The sequence below is a fragment of the Streptomyces sp. DH10 genome, assembly GCF_029813805.1.
Taxonomy (GTDB): Bacteria; Actinomycetota; Actinomycetes; order Streptomycetales; family Streptomycetaceae; genus Streptomyces; species Streptomyces coeruleofuscus.
This window is the reverse complement of sequence record NZ_JARVKU010000004.1, coordinates 212,603-228,264: the sequence shown is the minus strand read 5'-3', so window position 1 is coordinate 228,264 and position 15,662 is coordinate 212,603. Positions and strand designations below refer to the sequence as shown.

General features: G+C 71.7%; 17 protein-coding genes, 1 tRNA gene and 1 pseudogene. 10 read left to right on the top strand and 9 right to left on the bottom strand.

The features are described 5' to 3' along the window. Window positions 1-25: 25 nt before the first annotated feature. From QC385_RS10495 to QC385_RS10485, 3 genes are read left to right on the top strand one after another with little or no spacing between them, the layout of a single operon-like run. Window positions 26-598, top strand: a complete 573-nt coding sequence (locus QC385_RS10495; protein ID WP_279540992.1) for a helix-turn-helix domain-containing protein — start codon at window positions 26-28, stop codon at window positions 596-598. Beyond that, window positions 595-1,122, top strand: coding sequence for a GNAT family N-acetyltransferase (locus tag QC385_RS10490; RefSeq protein WP_279540991.1), 528 nt, complete (start codon window positions 595-597; stop codon window positions 1,120-1,122). The genes QC385_RS10495 and QC385_RS10490 overlap by 4 nt, the downstream gene beginning before the upstream one ends. 30 nt (window positions 1,123-1,152) lie before the next feature. Then, window positions 1,153-1,512, top strand: a complete 360-nt coding sequence (locus QC385_RS10485) for an MmcQ/YjbR family DNA-binding protein (RefSeq protein WP_279540990.1) — start codon at window positions 1,153-1,155, stop codon at window positions 1,510-1,512. Between the two features lie 13 nt (window positions 1,513-1,525). On the opposite strand, the gene QC385_RS10480 is transcribed toward QC385_RS10485, so the two are convergent. Both QC385_RS10480 and QC385_RS10475 read right to left on the bottom strand, forming a co-directional pair. Continuing rightward, complete coding sequence (locus QC385_RS10480) at window positions 1,526-2,437, bottom strand: transketolase family protein (RefSeq protein ID WP_279540989.1); 912 nt, start codon at window positions 2,435-2,437, stop codon at window positions 1,526-1,528. A gap of 31 nt (window positions 2,438-2,468) precedes the next feature. Beyond that, window positions 2,469-3,169, bottom strand: a pseudogene (locus QC385_RS10475) (transketolase). Window positions 3,170-3,305: 136 nt separating this feature from the next. On the opposite strand from QC385_RS10475, the gene QC385_RS10470 reads away from it, so the two are divergent. Beyond that, a tRNA-Pro gene (locus QC385_RS10470) sits at window positions 3,306-3,379 on the top strand. Window positions 3,380-3,478: 99 nt separating this feature from the next. Here the strand turns inward: QC385_RS10470 and QC385_RS10465 are convergent. Next, complete coding sequence (locus QC385_RS10465; protein ID WP_279540988.1) at window positions 3,479-3,784, bottom strand: hypothetical protein; 306 nt, start codon at window positions 3,782-3,784, stop codon at window positions 3,479-3,481. A 181-nt stretch (window positions 3,785-3,965) separates the two neighbouring features. Here QC385_RS10465 and QC385_RS10460 point away from each other — a divergent pair, with 181 nt between their 5' ends. Beyond that, window positions 3,966-4,772, top strand: a complete 807-nt coding sequence (locus QC385_RS10460; RefSeq protein WP_279540987.1) for an SGNH/GDSL hydrolase family protein — start codon at window positions 3,966-3,968, stop codon at window positions 4,770-4,772. Between the two features lie 204 nt (window positions 4,773-4,976). Here the strand turns inward: QC385_RS10460 and QC385_RS10455 are convergent, their stop codons facing one another. The 6 genes from QC385_RS10455 to QC385_RS10430 form a co-directional block, all read right to left on the bottom strand. After that, window positions 4,977-5,552, bottom strand: coding sequence for a PadR family transcriptional regulator (locus tag QC385_RS10455; RefSeq protein ID WP_279540986.1), 576 nt, complete (start codon window positions 5,550-5,552; stop codon window positions 4,977-4,979). A 159-nt stretch (window positions 5,553-5,711) separates the two neighbouring features. Then, window positions 5,712-6,713, bottom strand: a complete 1,002-nt coding sequence (locus tag QC385_RS10450) for a glycoside hydrolase family 43 protein (RefSeq protein ID WP_279540985.1) — start codon at window positions 6,711-6,713, stop codon at window positions 5,712-5,714. Window positions 6,714-6,744: 31 nt separating this feature from the next. Beyond that, window positions 6,745-7,281 carry an NUDIX hydrolase family protein gene (locus QC385_RS10445; RefSeq protein WP_279540984.1) on the bottom strand — a complete coding sequence of 179 codons (537 nt, stop codon included), beginning with the start codon at window positions 7,279-7,281 and terminating at the stop codon, window positions 6,745-6,747. Window positions 7,282-7,523: 242 nt separating this feature from the next. Beyond that, window positions 7,524-8,336, bottom strand: coding sequence for an SAM-dependent methyltransferase (locus QC385_RS10440; RefSeq protein WP_279540983.1), 813 nt, complete (start codon window positions 8,334-8,336; stop codon window positions 7,524-7,526). Between the two features lie 137 nt (window positions 8,337-8,473). Further along, a complete protein-coding gene (locus QC385_RS10435) occupies window positions 8,474-9,298 on the bottom strand; it encodes a hypothetical protein (protein ID WP_279540982.1) in 825 nt (274 codons plus the stop codon). A gap of 110 nt (window positions 9,299-9,408) precedes the next feature. After that, window positions 9,409-10,167, bottom strand: coding sequence for a response regulator transcription factor (locus QC385_RS10430; protein ID WP_279540981.1), 759 nt, complete (start codon window positions 10,165-10,167; stop codon window positions 9,409-9,411). 178 nt (window positions 10,168-10,345) lie between these two features. Between QC385_RS10430 and QC385_RS10425 the strand changes: the two genes are divergently transcribed. The 5 genes from QC385_RS10425 to QC385_RS10405 all read left to right on the top strand — a co-directional run bounded on the left by QC385_RS10425 (window position 10,346) and on the right by QC385_RS10405 (window position 15,632). Next, window positions 10,346-11,518: a sensor histidine kinase gene (locus tag QC385_RS10425; RefSeq protein ID WP_279540980.1), complete on the top strand. Its 1,173-nt coding sequence runs from the start codon at window positions 10,346-10,348 to the stop codon at window positions 11,516-11,518. 110 nt (window positions 11,519-11,628) lie between these two features. Then, the gene (locus tag QC385_RS10420; protein WP_279540979.1) at window positions 11,629-12,297 is read left to right on the top strand and encodes a helix-turn-helix domain-containing protein; all 669 of its coding nucleotides are present in this window, start codon (window positions 11,629-11,631) and stop codon (window positions 12,295-12,297) included. A 52-nt stretch (window positions 12,298-12,349) separates the two neighbouring features. Continuing rightward, on the top strand, window positions 12,350-13,687 hold the full coding sequence (locus QC385_RS10415) for a Xaa-Pro peptidase family protein (RefSeq protein WP_279540978.1): 1,338 nt from the start codon (window positions 12,350-12,352) through the stop codon (window positions 13,685-13,687). Next, window positions 13,687-14,664, top strand: coding sequence for a thiamine pyrophosphate-dependent dehydrogenase E1 component subunit alpha (locus QC385_RS10410; RefSeq protein ID WP_279540977.1), 978 nt, complete (start codon window positions 13,687-13,689; stop codon window positions 14,662-14,664). The genes QC385_RS10415 and QC385_RS10410 overlap by 1 nt, the downstream gene beginning before the upstream one ends. Beyond that, the gene (locus QC385_RS10405) at window positions 14,652-15,632 is read left to right on the top strand and encodes an alpha-ketoacid dehydrogenase subunit beta (protein ID WP_279540976.1); all 981 of its coding nucleotides are present in this window, start codon (window positions 14,652-14,654) and stop codon (window positions 15,630-15,632) included. The genes QC385_RS10410 and QC385_RS10405 overlap by 13 nt, the downstream gene beginning before the upstream one ends. Window positions 15,633-15,662 lie beyond the last annotated feature (30 nt).

Below are 15,662 nucleotides of genomic sequence, written 5' to 3'. Positions count from 1 at the left end.
TCATATCCGGGATAGCGTCCCATATATGAGAAGCGACGACGTGGACGCGGTCGACACCCGGCTGGGTGCCCGCCTGGCCGAGCTGCGGACCGAACACGGCTACTCTCTGGGCGAGTTGGCGGACCGCAGCGGAGTGAGCCGGTCCACGCTGTCCCGGGCCGAGCGGGCGGAGATCAGCCCCACGGCATCCCTCCTGAACCGCCTGTGCGCCGTCTACGGGCGGACCATGTCCCAGCTGCTCAGCGAGGTAGAGGCCGAACCGGCCCCCGTGGTGCGGACCGCCGACCAGCCCGTCTGGCAGGACCAGGCCTCCGGCTTCGTACGGCGGTCCGTGTCACCACCGCACTCCGCGCTGCGCGGCGAGCTCGTCGAGGGACGCCTCACCGCCGGCGCCGACATCGCCTACGACCGTCCGCCCGTGGCCGGTCTGGAGCAGCACATCTGGGTCCTGGAGGGGGCCCTCGACGTGACCGCGCAGGACACCGAACACCACCTGGGTGCCGGGGACTGCCTGCGGATGCGCGTGTGGGGCCCGGCCCGGTTCCGGTGCGCCGATCCCGACGGCGTCCGGTATCTGCTGGCGGTGGTGCGGCCGTGATCCGTCTGGACGAGACTCAACTGCTCCGGTGCTCCGGGGCGTTGGCGGACCTGTTGACCGACACCGTGAACGGCGGTGCCTCGGTCGGCTTCCTCGCTCCGCTCGACCGCGCCGAGGCGCTCGCCTGGTGGGAGGAACGGGCCGCCGACGTGGCAGCGGGACGGCTCGCCGTGTGGGCGGCGCACGACCGGGACCGGGTGCTGGGCACCGTGAGCCTGGCCTTCCCCGCCAAGCCGAACAGCCGCCACCGCGCCGAAGTCGTCAAACTCATGGTGCACCGGGACGCCCGCGGCCGTGGCCTCGGACGCGGGCTCCTGGCCACGGCGGAGGGCGCTGCCGCCGAGGCGGGCGTCACCCTCCTGCACCTGGACACCGAGACCGGCAGCCCCGCCGAGCAGCTGTACCGGTCCGCCGGCTGGACCGCGATCGGCGCGATCCCCGACTACGCGGCGAGCCCCGACGGCGAGCTGCGCCCGACGACGATCTACTACAAGCGCGTACCGGCAACCGCTCTCACCAGGTGATTGTCAGTGGCAGCCGATACCGTGCCTGCCATGCCGGATGCCGAAGACGTAAGACGTATCGCTCTGTCCCTGCCGGACACGACGGAGAAGATCGCCTGGAGCATGCCCACGTTCCGGGTCGCGGGAAAGATGTTCGCCACGCTGCCGGAGGACGAGACGTCCATCGCCGTGCGCTGCCCGAAGGAGGAGCGGGACGAACTGGTGCTCGCCGAGCCGGAGAAGTTCTGGATCGCCGACCACGAGGCGCAGTTCGCCTGGGTGCGGGTCCGGCTCCACGCGCTGGAGGACGAGGGCGAACTGCGGGACATCCTGGCCGACTCCTGGCGCCAGGCCGCCCCGACCCGGCTCCTGGAGGCACACCCCCGGCTGGGCGTCGTGGCGGGGGAGTGACCTCCTCCGGATCTCACGCGGGAACCGCCGCCCCGACGAAGCCCCCGATGCGCTCCCGCAGTGACCGGGCGTCGAGGCCGTGGGCGGCGACATGCTCCTCCACCTGCCCGTACCGCCGCAGTTCGCGACGGCCCACGCCCAGCCCCAGCACCCGGTGCGGCACCTCGGGCAGCGCGTCGTTCGCGGCCGCCGTCGAGGTGCCCGCCAGATAGGGCTCGACGAGCACGACGTCCGTCCCGGCCGCCCCGGTGGCCCGGCGCAGGGCAGCACCGTCGAAGGGGCGGACGGTGGTCGCGTACAGGACCGTGACGTCGAGGCCCTCGGTGGCGGCGAGCACCGCGTCGAGCATCGGCCCGACGGCGACCACGACACCGGAGCGCCCCTCGCGGACCGTGCGGAAACGCTGCCCGTCGACGGGCAGCGCCCGCCCGTTGGACTGGAGGGACAGCCGCACGTACACCTTGTCGTCGCCCGCGGCGACCGCGTGCCGCAGCAGCGTCTCGGCCTCGTCCGGGTGGCCCGGCACATGGACGGTCCAGCCGTCCAGCGTGTCGAGCAGCGCCACGTCGCCCGGCGCCATGTGGGTGTAGCCGCCCGCCGGCCAGTCGAAGGAGGCGGCGGCGCTCACCAGCACCGCGCCCGCGTCCTGGTGCCCGAGATCCAGCTTGACCTGCTCGAAGGGCCGCTCGACGAGGAAACTGGCGAAGGTGTGCACGACGGGCCGCAGCCCGGTCAGCGCCAGCCCGGCCGCCGCCCCGACCAGGAGCTGCTCGCGGATGCCGACGTTGACGACCCGGTCGGGATGGCGGCGGGCGGCCTCGGCGAAGCCGTCCGCGCCGATCTCGGCCAGGACCACGGCGACGCGGGGATCCTCTTCGAGCAGCCGGGAGACGACAGGGGCGAAACGGTCACGCATGGTGTCCATGGAGTTCTGCTTCCTTCCGGGGGGAGAGAGATCAGGCGGACTTGGGCTCGACCCGGGCCACGACCACGTGCGGGCGGCCCGGGTGCGGTGCCGTGAAGGCGGCGTACAGCGCCTCGTGGTCACGGCCGTCGACGGTCAGCGCGGACCAGCCCGCGGCCTCGAAGCGGGCGGCGATCCCGCCGGGGTGCCCGTATGTCGCGGAGGAGTTGTCGACGACGACGGTGTGCAGCCGGTCGAGCCCGGCGGGCCCGGCGAAGGCGATCGCCTCGTGGTTGCTGCCCTCGTCCAGCTCGGCGTCCCCGATCAGCGCCCACACCCGCGGCTCGTCGAGCCCCTGGGCGCGCAGCCCCAGTGCCGTACCGACGGCGATCGGCAGCCCGTGCCCGAGCGATCCGCTGCCGATCTCGGCTCCGGGCACGAGCGTGCGGTCGGGATGGTGGCCGAGGGGGGAGTCGTACGAGCCGAAGCCGGGCAGCCACTCCACCGGCACGAAGCCCTTGGCGGCCAGCACGGCGTAGTACGCCATCGGCCCGTGCCCCTTCGAGAGCAGGAACCGGTCCCGCTCCGGGTCGGCCATCCCCTCCGGGCTCACCCGCAGCACCCGGTCGTACAGCACCCACAGCACGTCCAGCGTGGACGTCGCGGCCGGGCCGTGCTTCTCGTCGCCGGTCATGAGACCCTGAGCCCCGGCAGGTCGGCGTACGTGTGTGTCATGTCCGTCGCGTTCGTCATGTGCACGAGCGTGCAACCTCAACCAATGTTGAGGTCAAGCGACGGAGGCCCGCAAACGGATGCGCGATCACCGGCGGGAGTGCGGTATTGTTTCCCTGCGCGTTCGGCCGGGGGAATCCCCAGGTCAGACGGGCAACGGGACGTGGCGCAGCTTGGTAGCGCACTTGACTGGGGGTCAAGGGGTCGCAGGTTCAAATCCTGTCGTCCCGACTGAAGAAATTCGCAGATCAGGGCCGGTTTCGGAGTCATCCGAAGTCGGCCCTTGATCATTCTCGGGTACCAGTTGGGGACCGTCGTCCTTGACCGAGGTCAGCGGGTCACGACGATCGGGCTCGGCGGCGAGCGCGGTGCGCGCAGCATGCTGAAGTGTGCGGAGAGCGCCGCCCCGGCGGCCGTGGATCTTGTGCACGTCCGGGTGCAGGTAGCGCCGGGTGGTGGTCCGGAGCCGGAGGTGCTCTCCGGTGCGGCCGGTGGACTCTCGAGTGACAGCGCGGCCGGCGGGTCGTCCTGGATGTAGTTGATGTAGACGTACGGGCCTCCGGCGCCCACGAGGACGGCGGCGGCAGCGCCGACGATCAGCCAGCGCTTCCGGCGTCCGGGTGTGGTGCGTGCCATTGGTTCCTTCGAGAGCGGGACAATCGAGTGGATGATTTTGAAGTTTCAAGCAATGGGTCACTTTGCAGGAAGGCGAGCCCGCAGCTATCGTTATATTCAACAATGCGACTAGGTGCATAGTTGTTTAGTGATGGCCGTGTGTCACTTCCATCAGCAGCGTTGACGAGAGGCGGTCGGCCCCGTGTCGAGCAGTGGGTATCTGCGCTACGTCGCCCTGGGCGACAGTCACACCGAGGGGGTCGGGGACGGCGACGACGTCCGTGGTCTTCGGGGCTGGGCGGACCGGCTCGCCGAGCAGGTCGCCCGCCACAGCCCCGGCCTGCTCTACGCCAACCTCGCGGTGCGCGGCCGTAAGGCCGGTCAGGTGCGCGCCGAGCAGCTCGCTCCGGCTCTCGCGATGCGGCCCGACCTCGCCACCGTGGTGGCCGGCGTCAACGACGTGTTGCGCCCGGGCTGCAACCTCGATGAGGTGGCCGGTCATGTTGAGGCGATGTTCGCCGCCCTCACCGCCCAGGGCGCCACTGTCGCGACCCTCATGTTTCCCGACGTCGGGCGTATCACGCCGTTGGCCCGCCCGATCGGTCACCGTGTTCTCGCACTCAACGCACGCATCCGGGAGGCCGCCGACCGCCACGGCGTGGTGGTGGCGGAGACGGCCGCGCACGCGGCGGCGACCGATCCGCGGTTGTGGAGTGCTGACCGGCTGCACGCCGGCCCGCTGGGACACGCGCGCATCGCGGCTGCCGTGGCCCAGGCGCTCGGTCTGCCGGGCAGCGACGACAAGTGGACCCTTCCCCTTCCGGTCACGGGGACGGACATCTCCGTCTGGAGGGCCGTGGGTGCCGAACTGCGCTGGGCCGGCACCTTCCTCGGCCCTTGGGTCGGCCGCCGCCTGCGTGGCCGCTCCTCCGGCGACGGCCGCCAGGCCAAGCGGCCGGCGCTGCTTCCGGTGGCCGCGTCCGCCGGGGACACCTCCCCAGCAGTGTGATGCTCTGGCTTGCGACGATGCCGGCGGCTCCTCGTACTGAACTGCTCTTCGTCGGCCGGGAGCTGGAAATGAGTGACATCCATCCCTTCGCGTTCACCGTGTTCTACGTCGGTGCGGACATCGACCCCGCCCGTCACCTCCACGGGACCGCATCGCAATCCCGCCGACAAGGAACCGCAGCCGGTCCTCGTGGGACCGCCTCAGTCAGCCGTCGGCCCTGGGCGCGGCCGTGCGCTGTTCGAGCCTGCGCAGCGCCATGTCCCCCCACTGGAGGTTCTCCCGCTCGAACGACATTCCGCGCAGCAGGGTGAGATACGGGCCGATGCGCTCGGCCTCGGCGAAGTACGCCTCCTCCGAGCGCCCGTCGAGCAGACGCTGCCGGAGCCTCTCGTAGCGGGCCAGCTTGGCGGTGGCCCACTCCATGCGCTCAGCGATGGCAGTCCGGACCGCTTCCATGTCGCCCGCGTCCAGGCACTGCACCTTGACAAGCAACTCGTCCCGGATCACCGCCGGTTTGCCCAAGGGCTCGGCGGTGTAGGCGTGGACGGCCTTCCGCCCGGCCTCCGTCAAGGAGAACAGTCGCTTGTTAGGGCGGCGCTCCTGCTCGACGACGCGGGCCGTGACGAGTCCTTCGGCCTCCATGCGATCCAGCTCCCGGTAGAGCTGCTGAGGCGTCGACATCCAGAAGTTGGCGACCGTCGCGTCGAACGCCTTCGCGAGGTCGTACCCGGACGCCTCGCCCTCCAGCAGCGCGGCCATCACCGCGTTCCGCAAAGCCATGGATGCACGCTAGCACCGCTGTGATTAGTCAACAACGTGACTAATAGTCGCCCTTTCCCTGTCGATGACGCAAGCGTCTCCTCCTCCGACCGGGCAGAAGGAATGCGCCCCAGGGCTGAATGCGGAGGGGGCGGTCAGCAAAAGGTGCTCGTTTCCGGGTCAGCCGCCACCGTCCAGGTCACTGCGCCGGCGCCGCACCTTGAGCTCGTGACCGCGGAGCTCCATCTCGTACAGCTTCCCGCGCGCGTTCTCGAAGGGCCGGTGGAGGATCATCATCAGGCGGCCGTCGAAGGTGTGGAACAGCATGCCGTGGCCGCTGTCGTCGCGGACCAGCGGCCGGTGCTGCCGCCACGGTCCCTGGATGTCCCCTGACCTCGATACGGCGTACGTCTGCACGTAGCCGCCGCTGATCGTGCCGTCCTGGCCGGCTGTGTTCTTCTCGTAGGTCGACCACAGCATGAGCAGGGATCCGTCAGGGGTGCGGTACAGCTGGGGGCCGTCGGTGATGTAGGGCGGCAGCTGGTGCGGTACTCCCGCGGGGATCTGCTCGGCGGTCCAGGGCGCGTCCGATGCCTTGAAGAGGTACACCGGGTCGCCGACCGTCCGGGACAGGTCGGGGGCCAGCCGGATCGCCTCCATCGTTCCGTCGATCGTCTGGAGCCACTCGTGCGCGTACACCATCCAGGGCTGCCCGGACGGGTCGGCGTACAGCGTGCCGTCGAGGGTCATGAGGTGCTCGGGCGGGACGGGGCGTGCCGGGTCGAGCACGGTGAACGGGCCGAGCAGTGAGTCGGAGACGGCCGTGACCGTGCCGCGCATGTGGGTCGGGGTCCGGAACGGGACACCCCACTGGCCGGGCGGCGGGACCGGGAGCGGCCGGTCCGCGTTGTGCAGCGTGGTGAAGAGGTAGTACCTGCCGTCCCAGGCGTGCACCTCCGGGGCCCAGGCGCCGTCCGTCGCCCAGATGCCCTGCTGTTCTGCGGTCAGGAACACCACGACGGGGCGCGTCCAGTCGCGCAGGTCGTGGCTGCGGTAGACCATCGTGCCGGTGCCGTCCACGCCCGACACCGAGGGGTCGTTCGACGTGTAGAGGTGGTAGGTGCGCGTCGGTTCGTCGGCGACGACGAACGGGTCGTGCAGCGGCATGTCGGGAAGCCGCATCAGCTCACCCCTCGGTGATGGCCCGCACCCGTCAGATCACGCAACCCGCATGGGCCAGCGCCTGCTTGAGCAGCACCCCGTGGCCGCCCGGCATCTCGCTCTGCACCGCCTCCGAGACGGCCTCCTGCGGGCTGAACCACACCAGGTCCAGCGCGTCCTGCCGGGGCCGGCAGTCGCCCGTCACCGGCACGATGTAGGCGAGGGACACCGCGTGCTGGCGGGGGTCGTGGTACGGCGTGATGCCCTGCGTCGGGAAGTACTCCGCGACCGTGAACGGCTGGAGCGACGGCGGGACGTGGGGCAGGGCGACCGGACCGAGGTCCTTCTCCAGGTGGCGCAGCAGGGCGTCCCGGACGCGCTCGTGGTGCAGCACACGGCCGGAGACCAGCGTCCGGCTGACCGTTCCGTCGGGTCCCATGCGCAGCAGCACACCGACACTCGTGACTTCGCCGCTGCCGTCGACACGGACCGGGACGGCGTCGACGTACAGGATCGGCATGCGGGCGCGTGTCATCTCCAGTTCGTCGGAGGACAGCCAGCCGGGCGTGGTTTCGGTCATGTCAGACATCGCTTGATCATACTTTCAGCCGTTCGGACTTCCTGGATAGCCGCTCGGGAGGAACTGTGACCGTCCCCACGCCGTTCAACCGCCTCCCGGCGAGTCGTCCGGGAACCGGTAGAGCCGCCGGGTGTTGTCCCGGCCCGCCCACCGGGCGATCCGCAGCGCGTCCGGCAGGAACGCCCGTCGGCGTCCACCGCTCCTGGAGCAGTCCCGCCAGGCCCTCCCTCGACGAAGGTGGGCGCCCGGCGTCAGGGCTTCACGGCCACCGCGCCGTACTGCGGCACCAGTACGGCCGAGCCGGCGTCGGCGCGCCACTGCCCGCACGACACCATGCCCGGCTCGAGCAGTTCCAGACCGTCGAAGAACGCGGCGATGTCCGCGCCGCTGCGGGCGGTGATCGGGGGCGTGGCGTTCTCGTTCCAGAACTTCATGGCCGGGATCTGGCCCGCGCCGCCGAGCTCGTCGTCGAACGTCGGGTGCGTGAGGACCAGGAAGCTGCCGGAGGGGACCGCGGCCATCACGCGGCGCACGATGTCCCGGGCCTTGTCCGTGTCCAGGACGAAGTTGAGGATGCCCAGCATCATGACGGCGACGGGACGGGTGAGGTCGAGGGTGTGCCCGGCCCGTTCGAGGATGGCGTCCGGGTCGTGCACGTCGGCGTCGATGTAGGCGGTGACGCCGTCGTGGGTGCCGGTCAGCAAGGTGCGGGCGTGCACCAGCACGATCGGGTCGTTGTCGACGTAGACGATGCGTGAGTCGGGCGCGAGCCGCTGGGCGATCTCGTGGGTGTTGTCCGCCGTCGGCAGCCCCGTGCCGATGTCGAGGAACTGCCGCACTCCGCGCTCGCCGGCCAGGAACGACACGGCCCGGCCCAGGAAGTCCCGGTCCGCCCGGGCGATGTCCCGGATGATCGGGAACATGCCGGCCACGTGCTCGCCGACCTGCTGGTCGACCTCGTAGTTGTCCTTGCCGCCGATCCAGTAGTTCCACACGCGCGCGTTGTGCGCCACACCGGTGTTCAGCCTCGCCGAGCCGCTCGGCGGGGTGTGGCTCTCACTCACGTCTCTTCCTCTCCTCGCACCAGCGACCGGTACCGGCCATCGGCGCCATTGTGCCGTTCCGGTGATCACGCTGTCCGGGGAATCGGCAGAGCCGGCGGGGCCGTCGGCGCGCGGCGGGGGGAGAGCCGCCGACCGTGTTACTGGACCTCGCCGGGATCCGGGGAGGGCGTCTTGCCGGCCAGCACGTCCTTCAGGTGCTGGGTTCCGAGCCGCACGGCCTGCTCGACGGAGTCGTTCTCGTCCCCGTCGAGCCCGCCCGCCGTGACGGTGATCGCGTCGTCGCCGACGCGCACGGCGGCGACGTCCAGGGTCAGCGTGGCCTGCGTGCCCCCGGTCGAGCCCCGCACCGTCACGCGCAGGCCCTCACGGGCGTCGCCCACGCCGGGCAGCGACGTCTCGACGACCTGGACGGTGCGCTGGTCGCCGCCGTCGGTGACGGTGAACTGGTCGCATTCCGCCGGCAGGTTCGCCATCCAGTTCAACGAGTCCTGCGGGTCGTTCCGTTCGTAGGAGGCGACCTGGTACAGCAGGCGTGAGTCGCCCTGCTCGAAGCCGCGCAGCTCGGACGCTCCGGACGGCCTGCCCACCAGATCGTCGTCGAAGAGGGAGTCGAGGAGCCGCCGGCAGTCGGCGGCCTGGGCCTTGGCGGTGAGGAAGCCGGAGACGTCGACCCTGCCGATGAGCAGGCTGTCGTGCCAGTTGTCGGCCTCGGTGTCCTTGACCTGGGTCCAGTCGTCCTCGATGTCCGCCTCGGTGATCAGCGCGGTGCGGGCGCGGTCCGTGGTGAGGGTGGTGGCGGGAGAGGGGGTCTGCCGTTTCCCGGCGGCCTGTGACGCGGTGACGCCCGAGACTCGGGAACCGTCCGTGCCGCCGTCGTCCGAGCATGCCGCGGTGGTCAGCAGCGTGCCTGCCGCCAGGGCGGAGGAGAGAACGCGGACGAGCCGGTACGGACGACGGGTCATCGGGAGTGCCTCCTGGGAACGTGACGCGTGTCCTCAGGGCACCACCGGCACCGAAGGCCCACCACCGGCACCGGACTGTTCGGGTGAGCGCCTCCCGCTGCGCGGACGCCTCACGCTCGGGCCCGCGCGTGCCCGTTCTGCCAGGCCCAGGCCGCGATCTCGACGCGGTTCCGGGCGGCCAGCTTGAGCTGGACGCTGGACAGGTGCGTCTTGACCGTGGAGAGGGAGACGTACAGCTCGGCCGCGATCTCGGCGTTGGTCCGGCCGAGGGCGACCAGGCGGACCACGTCCAGCTCGCGCCCGGTCAGCGGCTCCCGGAGAGGCGCCGCGGGGGCCGGGGGAGCAGGGGGCGCCGGCCGTGGCCCGGTGTCGGCGGCCGCCGGCTCGGTGACGTGCTTGAGCAGCCGGACCGTGACGGAGGGGGAGACCAGCGAGTCGCCCGCGGCGGCGGCCCGGACGGCCTCCGCCAGGAGGGTCGGCCCGGAGTCCTTGAGCAGGAAGCCGCAGGCGCCGCCGCGCAGCGCGCCGTACACGTACTCGTCGAGGTCGAAGGTGGTGACCACGACCACCCGCATGGGGTCGGCGACGTCCGGTCCGGCCAGCAGCCGGGTCGCCTCCAGCCCGTCCAGCTTCGGCATCCGGATGTCCAGCAGGCACACGTCCGGCCGCTCGCGGCGGGCCAGCACCACGGCCTCCTCGCCGTCGCGGGCCTCGGCGACCACGGTGATGTCCGACTGGGCGTCGAGAAAGAACCGGAATCCCGTGCGGATCATGTCCTGGTCGTCCGCGATGAGCACCCGGATGGGGGCGCCGCGGCGGCCTGCGGCGCCGGGCTCGCCGGCCGGGCCGGGTGGGACGGGGGTCGTCATGGGTCGATCATGCCTCAGGGCTCGGACAGGGCAGGGGCGTCAGCGTACGTGACGGGTGCGGCTCCAGCCTCGCCCGCTGACCCGGGCGTGCGCCTCCGCCGAACGGCCAGGTCAGGACGTCGGCCCCTCGGCCGTTCGGCCGATCCCGCCGCTCACGGCCTCGCATACCGTGAGCCGCATGAGATCCACCTCTCCCCGGGGCTGTGTGCGGGGCTTCGGCGTCGGCCTGCTGCTGGCGGCCTCGGTCTTCGATCTGCTCATCGAGAACGGCCTCCACAGAGCTCTCTGGCCGACGGTGACGGTGCTGCTCGTCGGATTCGCCGCCGTGCTGTGGCCGGTCGACCGGAGGCCGCCGTGGCTCACCCCGCAGGCGCGCACCGCCGTGCCCGCCGTGGTCTCCGGGCTCTTCACGGCGGGCGTGCTGCTGACCGGACGCGCGGAGGTGCCGTTCGGGCCGGGCGAGGTGGTGATCCTTCTGAGCCTGCTGTTCATCGCCGTACGCCACTGCCCGTGGCCCTGGGCGCTGGTGTGCGGGGTGCTCGACGCGGTCGCCCTGCTCCTGCTGCCGGTGCGGTACTTCCGGTCGTCGCAGGACGAGGTGCTGGCGTACGCCCTGATCGGCCTGGTCCTGATCGGGCTCGTCACCGGGTTCGCCGCGTACCTGCGGTCCCTGGACTACCGGCGCACCGTCGCGGTCGGCGAGACCCGCCGCGCCGAACGCGTCGCCATCGCCGCCGACCTGCACGACTTCGTCGCGCACCACGTCACCGGGATCCTCGTGCAGACCCAGATGGCCCGCATGATGGCGGCCCGGCAACCGCAGGACCTGGACCCCGTCCTGGCCGGCATCGAGCGCGCCGCGACCGAGGCGCTGGCGTCCATGCGGCGCACGGTGGGCGTGCTGCGCGACACCGGCCCGGAGGCCGCCGACCGCCGCCCCGTCGGCGACCTGGCCGCCGTCACGGACTTGGTCGAGGGCTTCGCGACCCCGGCGCAGCAGACCGTCCTGCACCGTGACCCGGCGGTGTCCGACGACCTGCCGCACGAGGTGCAGGCCGCCGCGTTCCGGGTCGTGCAGGAGGCGCTGACCAACGTACGGCGCCACGCGGGCGACGCCACGCGGGTCACCGTCCGTCTGGCCCGCCCCGGCGACCGGCTGGAGGTCACGGTGACGGACGACGGCCACGGCGGCACCCAGCTCCCGGAGGCCGCCCACGGCGGCGGCTTCGGCCTCGTCGGCCTGACGGAACGGGTGACCGCGCTGGGCGGCGAGCTGCACGCGGGACCTCGCGGTGGTGCGGACGGGGGAGCGGGCTGGCAGGTGCGGGCGGTGTTCCCGGCAGGAAAGTAGTGGCGTCAGGGTTCCCGCGCGCTGTTCAATGAGACTGCACACGCCGCTGGGAAGTGAAGCCGCACGCCGGCTGAGGACCGAAGCCGCGCGCCACCCGAGAGGAGCCGCCCGTGTCAGCCGCCGTCGTGCCGCCCGTCGGGGCGCGTATCCGGCAGGCGCGTCTGGAGCGCGGGATGAGCCTGCGTGCGCTCGCACGAGAAGTCGGTGTCTCGGCGAGTCTCGTGTCGCAGATCGAGACCGGGAAGAGCCAGCCGTCCGTCAGCACCCTCTATGCGATCACGACCGTCCTGGGGATATCCGTCGAGTCCCTCTTCGACGCCCGGGCCTCCTCGCCGATGGCCGGTGTGAACCCGCCCGGCGTGAACCAGACCGGCGTGAACCCGACCGGCACCGTCCTGCCCGCCCTCGCCGCCTTCGCCGCCGACCCGGGGCGGCGGATCGGCCCGCTGGTCGGCGCGGGTGAGCGCGAGACGCTGGAGCTGGACTCGGGCGTCGTCTGGGAGCGTCTCGGCCGGGTGCCGGGCGCCGACGTGGACTTCCTGCTGGTGACCTACCGGCCCGGCGGCTCCTCCTCCGGCTCCGGCGGCCTGATGCGGCACACCGGCACCGAGTACGGCTATCTCACCTCCGGCGAACTGATCCTCACCCTCGGTTTCGACGAGTACACCGTGCGCCCGGGCGACGCCGTCTCCTTCGAGTCGACGACCCCCCACCGCTACCGCAACGATGGAGAGGTACCGGCAGTGGGCGTCTGGTTCGTCTCCGGCGATGTTCAGTGACACTTGACACCCATGGCACCCGGGCGTTCACTCCGAAGTGGGGGTGGTCGCCATGGCGATCCGCACATACGGCCCCAACGCCGTCGACTGGGAAGAGCGCGTCGACCTGGACCGGCTGCGCGGACAGCGCCTGGCCCGGCTGCGCGAGTCCCTGAACCGCTCCGCGCTGGGCGCGGTGCTCAGCTTCGACTTCGCCAACATCCGCTACATGACCGCCACGCACATCGGCACCTGGGCGATGGACAAGCTGATCCGCTTCGCCCTGCTGGTGCGCGACGGCGAACCGGTCGTGTGGGACTTCGGCTCGGCCGCCCGCCACCACCAGCTGTACAACCCGTGGCTCGACTACAGCGACGGCAAGGGCGGCCCGCCCACCGGCGCCCGCGCCGGCATCTCCACCCTGCGCGGTGCCTTCCACCCGGACGCGGGCATCGCGCAGGACGTCGCCGCCAAGATCGCCGCGGAGCTGCGCGACCACGGGCTGGCGAGCGAACCCCTCGGCGTCGACGTCGCCGAGATGCCCGTCCTCGCCGCCCTGCGCGCCGAGGGCATCGACGTCGTCGACGGGCAGCAGGTCTTCCTGGAGGCCCGCCGGATCAAGACGGGCGACGAGATCGCCCTGCTCACCCAGGCATGCGCCATGGTCGACGCGGCCTACGAGGAGCTGTACGGCTATCTGCGCCCGGGCGTGCGCGAGAACGAGTGCGTCGGCGTCGTGGCCAAGGTCCTGTACGACCTCGGCAGCGAGTACGTCGAGGGTGTCAACGCCATCTCGGGCGAACGGTGTTCACCGCATCCGCACGTCTACAGCGACCGCCTGATCCGCCCCGGCGACCCGGCCTTCTTCGACATCCTGCACAGCCACCTCGGCTACCGCACCTGCTACTACCGCACGTTCGCCGTGGGCAGCGCCTCCCGTGCGCAACGGGACGCCTATGTGCGCTGCCGCGCGTACATGGACCAGGCGATCGCCCTCGTCCGGCCCGGCGCGACCACCGCCGACATCGTCCAGGTCTGGCCGCGTGCGGAGGAGTTCGGCTTCGCCGACGAGACCGCCGCCTTCGCCCTCCAGTACGGGCACGGGGTCGGCCTGTCGATCTGGGAGAAGCCGATCTTCAGCCGGCTGGTCTCCCTCGACCATCCCGAAGTCCTCGAAGAGGGCATGGTGTTCGCCCTGGAGACCTACTGGCCGGCCGCCGACGGCTGGTCCGCCGCCAGGATCGAGGAGGAGCTCGTCGTCACCGCAGACGGCTGCGAGGTCATCACCAAGTTCCCCGCCGAGGAACTGCTGGTGGCCGGGCGCAAGTACTGGACGGTGGGCGGTGAGCTGAACACCCGCCGGGAGGCGCAGTCCCATCTCAACACCTCTCGTGGCGACGGGGTGAGCTGATGGACGACATCGAACTCCTCGCCTGCTACGAGCGGATGGCCGTCATCCGCCGTACGGAGAAGGCCGCCCACGACCTGTTCCTCCAGGGCCTGGTGAAGGGCACCACGCATCTCGCCGCCGGGCAGGAGGCGATCGCCGTGGGCGCGAGCGCGGCCCTGCGCCCGGACGACTATGTGTTCGCCACCTATAGGGGCCACCACCATGCCCTTGCCCGGGGCGCCAGCCCCGAGGAGTGCCTCGCCGAGCTGATGAGCCGGGCGACCGGGCTGTGCAAGGCCAAGGGCGGCTCCATGCACCTGACCAAGGCGGCCACCGGCATGCTCGGCTCGTACGCCATCGTCGGTTCCCATCTGCCGATGGCGGTCGGCGCGGCCTGGTCGGCCCGGCTGCGCGGCACGGACCAGCTCGCGGTCGCCTTCTTCGGGGACGGCGCGACCAACATCGGCGCCTTCCACGAGTCGCTCAACCTGGCCGCCGTGTGGAAACTGCCGGTGCTGTTCGTGTGCGAGAACAACCAGTACATGGAGTACACGCCGATCGCCGATGTCACGGCGGTGGCCCGGCCCGCCGCCGACCGGGCGCCCGCCCACGGCATCCCGGGCGAGGTCGTCGACGGCAACGACGTCGAGGCCGTCGAGGAGGCGGTGGCGCGGCTCGCGCGGCGGGCCCGGGCCGGGGACGGGCCCGCCGTTCTGGAGGCCGAGACCTACCGGCACTTCGGGCACAGCCGCTCCGACCCGGCGGCCTACCGTCCGGCCGAGGAGGTCGAGCGGTGGCTGAAGCACGACCCCTTGGACCTCGCACGGGGACGGCTCGCCGAGCTGGGGGTCGGGGCGGAGACGGTCGCCGGGGCCGACGAGCGGGCCAGGGCCGTCGTGGAGCGGGCCGTCGAGGCGGCTAAGGCCGGGCCGCCGCCCGATCCGCGGGAGGCGCTGACCGACGTGTGGGCGGACGGAGGTGCCGCATGGCGGACGTGATCACCTACCGGGAAGCGGTCGCCGAGGGCATCGCGCGCGAGATGCGCCGGGACACGTCGGTCGTGTGCCTCGGGGAGGACATCGCCGCGGCCGGCGGCGTATTCAAAACGACCGTGGGTCTGCTTAAGGAATTCGGGCCCGAGCGGGTGTGGGACACGCCCATATCCGAGCAGGCCATCGTGGGTGCGGCGATGGGCGCCGCGATGACCGGGATGCGGCCCGTCGCGGAGATCATGTTCTCCGACTTCCTGGCCTGCTGCTGGGACTACCTCGCCAACGAGATCCCCAAGGTCCGCTACATGACCGGCGGCCAGGTGACGGTGCCCCTCGTCGTGCGCACCGCCAACGGCGGCGGGCTCGGCTTCGGCGCCCAGCACTCCCAGGCCACCGAGAACTGGGCGCTGACCGTGCCCGGTCTGAAGATCGCGGCACCGGCCACACCCGCCGACGTCATCGGCATGATGGCGGCGGCGATCCGCAGCGACGACCCCGTGGTCTTCTTCGAGCACAAGGCCCTCCTGGCCACCAAGGGCGCACCGCCACCGCCCGGTCATGTCGTCGAGCTGGGCCGGGCCGCCGTCGTACGCGAGGGCGCCGACGTCACGCTCGTCGCGCTCGCCTCGACGGTGCCCCTGGCGCTGAAGGCCGCCGACGTGCTGTCGGGGGAGGGGACCGAGGCGGAGGTGGTCGACCTGCGCTGCCTGGTCCCGCTGGACGCCGCGACCGTCCTCGCCTCGCTGAGCAGGACCTCGCGGCTCGTCACCGTCGAGGAGAACCCGTACCAGGGCGGCTGGGGCGGCACCGTCGTCTCGATCGTCGCCGACGAGGGCTTCGGCCTGCTGGACGCCCCCGTCCGGCGGGTGGCGGCGGAGTGCGTCCCGCTGCCGTTCGCCGACGCACTGGAGGAACAGGTCATCCCCACCGTCGACAAGGTCGTCACGGCGGTCCGCGGACTCGCCGCCTATTGAGCTGCCCACCCGCCCACGCACCGAACACCC

Bases quoted from the DNA above. Each gene is read 5' to 3' on its own strand.
- QC385_RS10485 (WP_279540990.1), top strand. From the start codon at position 1,153: ATGCCGGATGCCGAAGACGTAAGACGTATCGCTCTGTCCCTGCCGGAC.
- QC385_RS10405 (WP_279540976.1), top strand. From the start codon at position 14,652: ATGGCGGACGTGATCACCTACCGGGAAGCGGTCGCCGAGGGCATCGCG.
- QC385_RS10435 (WP_279540982.1), bottom strand. From the start codon at position 9,298: ATGACCCGTCGTCCGTACCGGCTCGTCCGCGTTCTCTCCTCCGCCCTG.
- QC385_RS10450 (WP_279540985.1), bottom strand. From the start codon at position 6,713: ATGCGGCTTCCCGACATGCCGCTGCACGACCCGTTCGTCGTCGCCGAC.
- QC385_RS10410 (WP_279540977.1), top strand. From the start codon at position 13,687: ATGGACGACATCGAACTCCTCGCCTGCTACGAGCGGATGGCCGTCATC.
- QC385_RS10445 (WP_279540984.1), bottom strand. From the start codon at position 7,281: ATGTCTGACATGACCGAAACCACGCCCGGCTGGCTGTCCTCCGACGAA.
- QC385_RS10425 (WP_279540980.1), top strand. From the start codon at position 10,346: ATGAGATCCACCTCTCCCCGGGGCTGTGTGCGGGGCTTCGGCGTCGGC.
- QC385_RS10495 (WP_279540992.1), top strand. From the start codon at position 26: ATGAGAAGCGACGACGTGGACGCGGTCGACACCCGGCTGGGTGCCCGC.
- QC385_RS10480 (WP_279540989.1), bottom strand. From the start codon at position 2,437: ATGGACACCATGCGTGACCGTTTCGCCCCTGTCGTCTCCCGGCTGCTC.
- QC385_RS10415 (WP_279540978.1), top strand. From the start codon at position 12,350: ATGGCGATCCGCACATACGGCCCCAACGCCGTCGACTGGGAAGAGCGC.
- QC385_RS10465 (WP_279540988.1), bottom strand. From the start codon at position 3,784: ATGGCACGCACCACACCCGGACGCCGGAAGCGCTGGCTGATCGTCGGC.
- QC385_RS10430 (WP_279540981.1), bottom strand. From the start codon at position 10,167: ATGACGACCCCCGTCCCACCCGGCCCGGCCGGCGAGCCCGGCGCCGCA.
- QC385_RS10455 (WP_279540986.1), bottom strand. From the start codon at position 5,552: ATGGCTTTGCGGAACGCGGTGATGGCCGCGCTGCTGGAGGGCGAGGCG.